Origin of the sequence: Rhodocyclus purpureus, assembly GCF_016653115.1 — a bacterium.
In the GTDB taxonomy this organism is placed as follows: Bacteria; Pseudomonadota; Gammaproteobacteria; order Burkholderiales; family Rhodocyclaceae; genus Rhodocyclus; species Rhodocyclus purpureus.
Genome location: NZ_NHRX01000011.1, coordinates 1 through 10,462 on the forward strand (window position 1 = coordinate 1; position 10,462 = coordinate 10,462).

Annotated in this window: 8 protein-coding genes; 3 read left to right on the forward strand and 5 right to left on the reverse strand. The window is 67.4% G+C overall.

What is annotated here, in order from left to right; all coding sequences use genetic code 11:
• Nucleotides 1-305 precede the first annotated feature (305 nt).
• The gene (locus tag CCR84_RS01635; RefSeq protein WP_201209200.1) at nt 306-2,219 is read right to left on the reverse strand and encodes an ATP-binding protein; all 1,914 of its coding nucleotides are present in this window, start codon (nt 2,217-2,219) and stop codon (nt 306-308) included.
• Between the two features lie 16 nt (nt 2,220-2,235).
• Nucleotides 2,236-3,579 carry a TRAFs-binding domain-containing protein gene (locus CCR84_RS01640; RefSeq protein ID WP_201209201.1) on the reverse strand — a complete coding sequence of 448 codons (1,344 nt, stop codon included), beginning with the start codon at nt 3,577-3,579 and terminating at the stop codon, nt 2,236-2,238.
• A gap of 234 nt (nt 3,580-3,813) precedes the next feature.
• On the opposite strand from CCR84_RS01640, the gene CCR84_RS01645 reads away from it, so the two are divergent.
• Complete coding sequence (locus CCR84_RS01645; protein ID WP_201209202.1) at nt 3,814-4,575, forward strand: hypothetical protein; 762 nt, start codon at nt 3,814-3,816, stop codon at nt 4,573-4,575.
• Nucleotides 4,576-6,018: 1,443 nt separating this feature from the next.
• On the opposite strand, the gene CCR84_RS01650 is transcribed toward CCR84_RS01645, so the two are convergent.
• From CCR84_RS01650 to tpx, 3 genes are all read right to left on the reverse strand, one after another.
• A complete protein-coding gene (locus CCR84_RS01650) occupies nt 6,019-7,059 on the reverse strand; it encodes a CapA family protein (RefSeq protein ID WP_201209203.1) in 1,041 nt (346 codons plus the stop codon).
• Nucleotides 7,056-7,475: a hypothetical protein gene (locus CCR84_RS01655; protein ID WP_201209204.1), complete on the reverse strand. Its 420-nt coding sequence runs from the start codon at nt 7,473-7,475 to the stop codon at nt 7,056-7,058. Before CCR84_RS01655 ends, CCR84_RS01650 begins: the two co-directional genes overlap by 4 nt.
• Before the next feature lie 88 nt (nt 7,476-7,563).
• Nucleotides 7,564-8,067, reverse strand: a complete 504-nt coding sequence (tpx, locus tag CCR84_RS01660) for a thiol peroxidase (RefSeq protein WP_201209205.1) — start codon at nt 8,065-8,067, stop codon at nt 7,564-7,566.
• Nucleotides 8,068-8,581: 514 nt separating this feature from the next.
• Here tpx and CCR84_RS01665 point away from each other — a divergent pair.
• Nucleotides 8,582-9,277, forward strand: coding sequence for a pseudouridine synthase (locus CCR84_RS01665; protein ID WP_201209207.1), 696 nt, complete (start codon nt 8,582-8,584; stop codon nt 9,275-9,277).
• Nucleotides 9,278-9,364: 87 nt separating this feature from the next.
• Nucleotides 9,365-10,297 (forward strand): hydrogen peroxide-inducible genes activator, encoded by a 933-nt coding sequence (locus CCR84_RS01670; RefSeq protein ID WP_201209206.1) that lies wholly within the window; start codon nt 9,365-9,367, stop codon nt 10,295-10,297.
• Nucleotides 10,298-10,462 lie beyond the last annotated feature (165 nt).

Consider the following 10,462-nt stretch of genomic DNA (forward strand, 5'->3'; position numbering starts at 1 on the left):
ATGGCGCTCGACGGGCAAATTGCGTCCTGAGCGCGGGAAATGGGGCGAAAAAGGGCTGAAAAGCACGGATTCAGGGGGAAAAATCGGAAAATTGACCGATAATTTGCTTAAAAAATAGGCAATCGCGCAATTTGCGAGGCTCACCGGCTCAGATTGGCGCTTTATTCAGCGTTTCCTTAGGGAAACGCTGATCTATTCGTTCCCGTTCGGGCTGAGCTCGTCGAAGCCCTTGATTTGTATGCTGGCGCCCTTCGACAGGCTCAGGGCGAACGGATTTATTCAGCACTTCCCTAAGCAAACTGCGCTCACCCCGCCGTCCCGATGAACACCTGATGTATCTCGCTGCCGTAACGGCGGACGAGCTCCAGCTTGGCTGCGTGATACGCGTCGATGTCGTCCTTGCGGCCGGATCTTTCGAGCTTCCGGCGCGCGAGTTCGTCGGCGATGACGTCCATGAACAGTTCGGCGAGCAGGAGCCGCGCCGAGTCGCGGAAGTGGCCGTGGCCGTCGACGTAGAGCTGCACGGTCGGGGCGCCGGTGTTGATGATGATCTTGCGTTCCTCGCGGCTGTAGATGGCGCGCGCCGAGGAGTTGGCGAGGTTGCGGAATTCGTAGCCGGCGAACATCGCGAGGCCGTGGTCGCGTGACAGCGCGGATCTGGCCGGCGCTGCGGCGGGGGCGGCAGGCTGGAAATGGGCCGGCGCAGCGTGTCGCTGCCCGACGGCGTGCTCGGCGATGACTATCTCGCACCAGGCCCAGTAGTCGCCGGCGCGCACGGTGATTTCGCCGCGCTCGCCGGCAGTCTCGCCGGTGACGCTCCATTCGATGCGTTGCCCGTCGTTCAGCGTCGAGAGCGGGATGGCGACCGGTTCCGGGTCGATGCGCAGCGAGTCGGGCAGGACGTAGTCGAAGCGCAATTCGCTTTCCTGGGCGAAGCGGCCCGGATCGACGAGCAGCGCGACGTGGAACGGGTGGCCGGGCTTGCGATAGTAGAAGGGCGTGCTGAAGCGCAGTGCGGCAGGCTGGTTGCCGGCGGCGACCGTGTCGGCGCCGGGTGCCGGCAGCCCCAGGTCCTGCAGCGCCGCCCGGCTCATCCGCTCGAGCAGCTGCTCGATCATCTGCCCGGTGCGCCCGGAAATGCTCGCGCGTGCCAGATGCTTCAGCTTCTCGCGCTCGGCGAGGACGAAGGGGGCGAGCAGCCGGCTGACCGCGTGCGCGAAGGCGGCGACGAAGGGATCCTTGCGGTTCAGGCCCTCGCGCTCGTCGCTGATGACGGCAAGCCCATCGCCGAGCTTTTCGATCAGCGCCGGACAGGAGACGGTGCCGAACAAATACTCTGTTCCCAGCTGCTTCTCGAAGTCGAAGAACTGGCAGTCGAGCACCGCGCTGCCGGAGACGACGAGCAGGCCGTTGCTGCGCTCGTCGCCGACCGTCGTCAGCTCGGCGTCTAGCGCGCGCTTCAGGGTGATCGTGAAGGGGTATTGTTCCCCGGCATGGACGAAGAGGGCGGCGTGCTCCGGGCCGAGCAGGTCGGCGGCGCGTGGCGCCTCGTAACGCAGCAGGGCGCTCTTCTCGAGCTCGCTGCCGTGGCGCAACTGCGTCAGCTCGACCTGGCGGCGCGCGAGGATCTCGCGCAGGTAGATGTTGTTGCCGAGGGCCTGGGCGAGGCTCGCGTGGTGCGGGATGTTGGCGAGCGGGTTGTCGACGACGATGCTGACGCGCGTGCCGCCGTCGGCGATGCCGAGCCGTTGCCGGTCCCCGGCGGTTGCTGGCCGGTCGCCGCCGCCATCGTCGTAAAGGTAGCCGCCGTTCTCGGCGCGGAACAGCTCGATGCGCGAAAGTCGGTCGTGGTGGATGGTCTCGATCCAGCCGTGGCCGAGGCCATAGATCGCCTGCTTGAGGCCACGCCCGAAGTAGCCGCGACCGCCGCGCTCGCCGCGCGCCAGCGGGCTGTGCGCGCCGCCATAGGCGAGGACCTGACATGCGCGCGGGAAGGACAAGCCTTCGGCCTCATCGGTGACGACGAGCAGGGCGCCGCCCTGGTGGCGCTCGTAGGCGATCGCGATGCGGCCGCTCACCGGATCACCGGTCTTTTCCAGCCGCGAGTAGCTGTCGTCGCTGTTGGTGATCAGCTCGACCAGCGCTTTCTCGATCACCGCGAAGCGCCGTGAATCGACGTCGATGACGCGCTGGTCGACCGGGATTTCCTTGATGGCCATGTCCTGCCTCCCTCTTCTACGCCTCCCCCGCCTTCTTCAGCAGCGCCTGCTCGATCCGGTCGGCCCAGCCGACGCCCTCGCCATTGCTTGCCCGCGCCTCGCGGATCAGCGCGAGGTTACGCGCGGTGGTCTCGGCTTCCCAGGCCTCGCGCACGGCGGCGAGCGCGCTGGCTGCGGCTTTCATGGCGGCGCCTGCGTCCCTGGCGAGCACCGCGAGTTCGAGCAGGGTGGCGTGGTCCCAGTAGTCGGGCGTCCCCCTGGCGATCCGGCGTTTGACGGCATAGGTGACGACCGGCAGCAGCTCGACGCGGCGCGGGTCGGGCGGGCTCGTGAGTTCCATCAGCGTCACCGCGTTGATTCCTGGGTAGGCATCGCGCCAGTCGGCTTCGAAGCCTTGCAGGTAAGTTTCGATCGCGAGTTCCAGAAAGCCGCCTGCGGCGATGACGTCGCCTTCCCTCTTCGCGGCTTCCCAGCGATCCTTATAGACGCGGCCGAGCAGCCCGTTCGTCTCGCTGCTCGGACCGCGGCTGGCGATGATTTCCCTGAGCACGTTCTCGGCTTCTTCGCCGCGGCCGAGGCGGTTGAGCGCGAAGCCGTACTGCTCCTGCACCAGCGTCGTCCTGGCGAGCAGCTTGGGCATCCTGGCGACCAGATCGACCATGGCCTGCCAGTCGCTGACCGCGCGGTACGAGAGCAGGAGGTCGATCAGCACGCCGGATTCGAGCGGGGCGAGGTCGCCGAGCCCGGCCGCCGCAGCACTGACGGCGTCCTTGCCGCTACGGCGGGCTGTGGCGAGCTTCTTCTTCGCGTCGAGCGCGTACTGCGCCTGCTCGCGGAAGACGTCGGTCTTCAGCCGCGCGATGTCGGGAGGCTGGTAGCCGTCGAGCAGCTGGAAGAGCGGGCTGTCCTGTGCCGGCTCGCCCTGCGCGCGCTTCGCCTCTTCGAGGAAACGCGTGACGCCTGCCGCTGCCACTCCTGCATCGGCCGGCCTGCCGTCGGCGCCGAGTGCGTAGCGCAGCGTGCGCAGCGGAGCGACATCGAAGGGAAGCGGGCCGTCCTCGCCGAACAGCATCACCGTCGTCGCCGGGCGCACGCCGTGACGCAGCCCGAGTTCGTAGAAGACGTTGGCGTTGGCACCGGTGAGGTCGGCGACTGCGAAATCGCAGAGGATCAGCCGCTCGTACATCGGCTTGTGGATAAGTCCGCCGACCACCTCCGCGTCGGCGCGCAGCGGCTCCATGCCGGCGGCGACGATCCCGGGCTGTATCAGTTCCGCATAGACTGCGTCGAAATCGACGCTCTGGCCGGAGGCGATGGTCTTCCTGCCGAAAGGCATCAGGACGAAGCAGAGCGGTTTCATGGCGGGTCCTTGTCAGTTGAGTCGGCAGCCTGTGCTGGAAGCGTGGTCCTGGCCGAGCTTGGGTGTCCGGCCGGCTGTACGTATTTACGTACGCGTCCGGCAGCACCGAGCATGCGCGGCGGCCCGTCCCCGGCGCTCTCCATGTTATCTGATTATCGGCGCGGCGATTCATCGGCGCTGCCCGAGCGCGCCTTCCGCTAGAATGCGCGTCCAACCTCAAACCCCCGAAAGCCCATGAGCACCGAAGCCCGCCCCATCGTCGATTCGCTTGCCGCGCTGGCGGATGCGGCCACGCAGAAGACCGCTGCGCAAATGGCCCAGGACGTCTTTGCCGGGACCTTCCGGCTGACCATGGATCCCGCTGCGGCCGACGCGGGCCAGGTGATGTCCGAGGTCGAGACGCGCTGCCGCAACTGGTGTCTGGCGGGTGCCGACGAGGACGCACGCGCCTTGCGCTTGGCGCTGTTGATCAGTGGCCTCGACCAGTGGGGACTCGCCTACAGCCAGGCGTTCAAGCTGTCGGCGATCCCGGCCTTGTCGGCGCTGATCGGCGCCCTGCGCAATCGCCTCGACGCGAAGGCCGACGCGCGCTTCCAGTGGTTCTTCAGCCAGATCGGCGAGATCGAGAGCGACGCGATCGACTTCAAGGTCGAACTGCGGCGCAACATGCACCTCGCGCTGTGGCACGCGATGGCCGCCTGCGACAGCGACGACGAGGCGCAGGCGATCGTGCAGCACCTCGGCAGCATGCTGCTGGCGCTCGACAAGCGCATGCCCGAACTCGGCTGGCGGCTGGTCGCCGATGCGCTGGCCAACATCCAGATCGTCCTGCTCGCCAACCCTGCGCTGTCGACGTTTGCGCAGGAGGGGACGCAGCAGCTGTTCGCCGCCCTGCGTGGGGCGCTGCCGCAGCAGCGTTACCAGGAAATCCTCGCGCACTCGGCGCAGGCGGTGCTCGCCTGGCAGCAGGCAAGACGGCCCGGGCAGGCGGGTTGAAGTTGAGGTGAACGTCGCCGGTCTTGTCGGCTTACGCGGCTGTAGGACGATCGATGTGATGTCTTGTCGGGTTACGCCGCGCTAACCCGAGCTACGCGGCTCGCTGCCGGCCCTCCCACGCGAGGTGGCTGCTGGAGTGCTTGGGTGGGAGCGGCGGCAGCCGCGAATGGTGCGCGTTTCCTGATCGGCCGCCGTCTGCGCTAAAGATCATGGCGAGTCGTGCCAGCCCTGAGCATGAAACGCAGCGATTCGCTGCCGTCATTGCGAGGCGCGTAGCGCCGTGGCAATCCAGTGCGTTCTTCTGTCTCCTCGCCTTTGCCAGCCATCCACGGGCGACCCGATGCGAGACCTACGCACTGGATCGCCACGCCCTGCGGGCTCGCGATGACGCGTCGCTATCCCGTCATTGCGAGGCGCGCAGCGCCGTGGCAATCCAGTTTGTTCTTCTGTCTCCTCGCCTTTGCCAGCCTTCACGGGCGACCTGATGCGAGCCCTACGCACTGGATCGCCAAACCCTTCGGGCTCGCGATGACGCGTCGCGATCCCGTCATTGCGAGGCGCGTAGCGCCGTGGCAATCCAGTTTGTTCTTCTGTCTCCTCGCCTTTGCCAGCCATCAACGGGCGACCTGATGCGAGCCCTACGCACTGGATCGCCACGCCCTTCGGGCTCGCGATGACGCGTCGCTATCCCGTCATTGCGAGGCGCGTAGCGCCGTGGCAATCCAGTGCGTTCTTCTGTCTCCTCGCCTTTGCCAGCCATCAACGGGCGACCTGATGCGAGCCCTACGCACTGGATCGCCACGCCCTGCGGGCTCGCGATGACGCGTCGCTATCCCGTCATTGCGAGGCGCGCAGCGCCGTGGCAATCCAGTTCGTTCTTCTGTCTCCTCGTCTTTGCCAGCCATCAACGGGCGACCCGATGCGAGCCCTACGCACTGGATCGCCAAACCCTTCGGGCTCGCGGTGACGCGTCGCTATCCCGTCATTGCGAGGCGCGTAGCGCCGTGGCAATCCAGTTTGTTCTTCTGTCTCCTCGCCTTTGCCAGCCTTCACGGGCGACCTGATGCGAGCCCTACGCACTGGATCGCCACGCCCTGCGGGCTCGCGATGACGCGTCGCTATCCCGTCATTGCGAGGCGCGTAGCGCCGTGGCAATCCAGTTTGTTCTTCTGTCTCCTCGCCTTTGCCAGCCATCAACGGGCGACCTGATGCGAGCCCTACGCACTGGATCGCCACGCCCTTCTGGCTCGCGATGACGCGTCGCTATCCCGTCATTGCGAGGCGCATAGCGCCGTGGCAATCCAGTGCGTTCTTCTGTCTCCTCGCCTTTGCCAGCCTTCACGGGCGACCTGATGCGAGCCCTACGCACTGGATCGCCACGCCCTGCGGGCTCGCGATGACGGGGTGCTGCGGGAGCGGCGGCGGCCGAGAATGCGCGCTGGCTCACATCGCGTCGCTGCAGCTGAGGGCGCCGGCGCGTGGCGTCGCGTCGCCGCGCTGCCAGCAAAGCCCCTCCTCGGCAGGCGCGGGGTGCGGGGTGCCGCGGCGGTCGATGCGTGCGACGAAGATCTGCCAGCCGACGACGCCTGCGCGGTCGAGCTGCAGGCGAAAGAGCCAGCCGGTGTTGTTGGCCTCATTGTCGTAGCCGTCGAAGACGAAGTTGCCGAGGCTGTAGATGATCGGCTTGCCGCGATAGTGTTCGATGTCCTGGGTGACGTGGGGGTGTCCGCCGACCACCGCGTCGGCGCCGGCGTCGATCATCAGGCGGGCCAGCTGGCGCTGGCGCGGGTTGGCCAGGCGCTCGTTTTCCCAGCCCCAGTGCATGAACGGGATGACGAGGTCGGCCTGCCTGCGCGCTGCGGCGATGTCGAACTTCACCTGCTCGTCCTCGCTCCAGGCGATTCCGGGGCGGTCGACGTCGGCCTCGAAGCTGCGCGGGAAGTACTCGTTGTAGGAGAGGAAGGCGATGCGCAGGCCATTGCGCTCGACGATCAGCGGCGCGTGCGCGCTGGCGAGGTCGCTGCCACCGCCGAACCAGCCCAGTTGGTGCCGTTCGAGGAGTCCGAGCATCTGCGCGAAGGCCTCGGGGCCGAAGTCGCCGGAGTGGTTGTTGGCCAGCGCCAGCGCGTCGAAGTGGCGTTGTAGCAGCTTCAGCGCGCGCGGGTGGGTGCGGAAGGAATAGATCTTCTTCGGGTCGGGCTTGCCGATGGTGGCGACGACGCATTCGAGGTTGCCGACGCGGATGTCGGCGCTGTCGATCAGGCTGGCAAACGGCGCGAAGGGATCGCGGCCGCGCGCGATTTCCCGGCCGGGCGTCTCGGCGAGCATTAGGTCGCCGACGAAGGCGACCGAGACGCGGCCGCCGCTAGCGCTGGTTGCAGCGGCTGCGGCCGGCGTCGTCTCGGCGCCCGGTGCGATCTGTGCCAGCGCGCTCAGGAAAAGCCCGAGCGCGATGCTCAGGCAGCGGCGGAAGGTGCCGTTCATGGTGCCGACTCGTGCAGCGCGCAGGCGTAGCGCAATTCCCGCTCGCGGTCGCCCGAATACAGAGAATGCCAGCCGCCGAGCGCGTCCGGCGAAGGATTGGCCTGGGCGACGGGGGCGCGATGGTGGGCCTGGTGCAGCAGGATCGGCCGCTCCTTGTTCCAGTCCCAGTAGTAGGCGTACAGCTTGACGTACTCGATCGCCTGCGCGTCGCCGATCACCACCGCCTTGAAGCGGAAGCGCTCGTCGATGTCGATGGCCTTGGCCCGGTACGGGTCGCTGACCGGCGCGAAGTCATGCACGGTGGTGACGCCGACGTGCTCGATCTGGCAGCGCAGGAGCGGCGACGCCAGCAGCGGCGGCGAGCACAGGATCGCTCCGAGCACGCCGAGTGCGAGCTGCGGGCGGAATGGGGGCATGAGGTTATGAAACGGCAGGGCTGAAAAGAAACTGCCGGAGCACCGCAGGGCGGCGATCCGGCAGTCCCCGATGCGCTGCTAAGCTGGCTTAGCCGAGGGCGGCCAGCGCGGCGTCGTAGTCGGGTTCGTTGGCGATTTCGCCGACGAGCTGGCTGTAGACGACCTTGTCGTTTTCGTCGATGACGACGACCGCGCGCGCGGCGAGGCCGGCCAGCGGGCCGTTCTCAAGCGCCACGCCGTAGTCCTTGAGGAAGGCGGCGCCACGCATCGTCGACAGGGTGACGACGTTTTCCAGGCCTTCGGCGCCGCAGAAGCGGGCTTGCGCGAACGGCAGGTCGGCCGAGATGCAGAGGATGACCGTGTTGGCCTTGTCGTTCGCCTTCTTGTTGAACTGGCGCACCGAGGTCGCGCAGGTCGGCGTGTCGATCGACGGGAAGATGTTCAGGACCTTGCGCTTGCCGGCGAAGTTCGCCAGGCCGACGTCGGCGAGATCCTTGGCGACGAGCGAGAAGGCGGGGGCCTTGTCGCCGGCCTGGACGAAGTTTCCGGCGACGTTGAAGGGGTTACCGCCGAGGGTGACAGTGCTGGGCATGCTTGACTCCTGAGTGGTTGGTTGAAGCCTGGTATTCGTTATTGGTGGCGCATTTTCCTGAGCGGACGCCTTCGCCGTGCGAGCTGCCAGCGTAGACGATTTGTCGGCCGGACTCAATTGTCGCGCCCGGAGTATTCCGACAACCGCCTGCCGGCCGCTGACAGCGCCGCCATTGACCGGAGCCCTTGCGCTTTGGTTCCCTCGGCAAGCGGGCTTGCCCGATCGATATCCGTGAATGTCTGTCGATGGAGCAGCCAGCCTCCGGGCGGATGGGAACGTGCTACGCTTCGATCCTTGCGATCACTTCGACTTCGGCTGCATCCCGGAGGCTTTGGCGCTCGCCAAGCCGGGCGCCGAAGGCAAGCTGCCGGTCTGCGACCCTGACCATGAACTTCCGGCCGACATCCTCAACCATGATTTCCTCAAAAACGAGCCCCGCCCCGGCAGCAGCTGCGACGGCGCACGCTTCTCGACTGTCTGCGCCTGGCGCATCGGCGATCCAGGGGAGGCGGCCATGAAGCTCGACCGCCTGTTGCAGACGCAGGGCTTCGGCAGCCGGCGCGAGTGCCGCGCACGCGTGCTCGCCGGCCGTGTGCTGGTCGATGGCGTTGCCGCCGACGATCCCGACCTCGAGGTCGATGCCGCCAACTGCCGCTTCAGCGTCGATGGCGTCGAGTGGCGCTACCGCGAGCGCGCCTATCTGGCGCTGAACAAGCCGGCCGGCTACGAATGCTCGCACCGGCCACAGTTCCATCCGAGCGTGTTCTCGCTGCTGCCGCCCTCGCTGCTGGCGCGTGGCGTGCAGGCGGTCGGCCGCCTCGACGAGGACACCACCGGCCTGTTGCTGCTCTCGGACGACGGCCAGTTCATCCACGCCTACAGCTCGGGCAAGCGCCGCGTGCCTAAGGTCTATGAGGTGAGCGCGAAGCATGCGGTCAGCGACGAACAGGTCGCCGCGCTGCTCGCCGGCGTTCAGCTCAACGACGAGCCGGAACCGATCGCCGCCGCCGACTGCGTCCGCCTCGACGAGAAGCGCATCCGGCTGACCGTCACCGAAGGCAAGTACCACCTCGTCAAGCGCATGGTCGCCGCCGCCGGCAACCGCGTCGAAGCCCTGCACCGCGTCGCCGTCGGCCCCTACGTGCTGCCACAGACGCTGGCCCCCGGTCAGTGGCAGTGGATCGAGCCCGCCGCGCCGGCGCCGGCCTGAGCTGATGCCGCTTTCCGTGGGAACGGCGGCAGCCGCGAACGATCACGCTCGACACCGTCTTCCCGAACTCATTTGCAGGAGTCCGTCTTGACCCTGACCGAACTGCGTTACATCGTCATGCTCGCGCGCGAGCGCCACTTCGGGCGCGCCGCCGAGAAGTGCCATGTCAGCCAGCCGACCCTGTCGGTGGCGATCAAGAAGGTCGAACAGCGTTACGGCGTGATCCTGTTCGAGCGCTCGGCGGCCGAGGTGCGGCCGACCGCGGTCGGCGAGCAGGTCGCGGCGCAGGCCGAGCGCGTCCTCGCCGAGGCCGGCAAGCTGCGCGAGATCACCGAGCAGGGGCGCGACCCGCTGAACGGCCCGCTGCGCGTCGGCGTCATCTACACGATCGCGCCCTACCTGCTGCCGCGGCTGATCCCGGCACTGCACCGGCGCGCGCCGCGCATGCCGCTCTACCTGCAGGAGAGCTTCACTGCCAACCTCGTCCCCGAACTGCGCCGCGGCGACCTCGACGTGATCATCATCGCCACCCCGCTCGAAGAGGCCGGAATCGTGACGCGCGCGGTCTATGACGAGCCGTTCAGCGTCGTCCTGCCGCCGGACCATCCCTTGGCGGCGCAGGCGACGGTCGACCGTCAGCAGATCGCCGGCGAGCAATTGCTGCTGCTCGGCCAGGGCAACTGCTTCCGCGACCAGGTGGTGCAGGCGTGTCCGCCGTCGCCGCGCGATGCCGACGACGAAGGTCTGTTCGAGGGCGGCTCGCTGGAGACGGTGCGGCACATGGTCGCCAGCGGTGCCGGCCTCTCGGTCGCCCCGGTCTCGGCCGCCGAGGCCTGGCGGCGCGACGAGAAGCTGCTCGTCGTGCGTCCCTTCACCGAGCCGGCGCCCGAGCGCCGCGTGCTCGTCGCCTGGCGCGCCAGCTTCCCGCGCCCGCCGGCGATCGACGTGCTGCACGCCGCGATCGCAGACGCACCGCCGCCAGGGGTGAAGCTGCTGCCTTTGCCGCGCGGGCTGGTCTGATCCAGATTGAGCTCGATTAACCCAGGTTTAACAGCTTTCCCCCGATTTTGCCGATTTTCGGGGGGTGACACCCCGCAAACCCGCATGGTTGCTAGGGGTGGTCGCCGAAATCGTTTTGTAGTGACATAATATTTTAATCGGGGCGGCACAAACCCCTTGACTTCG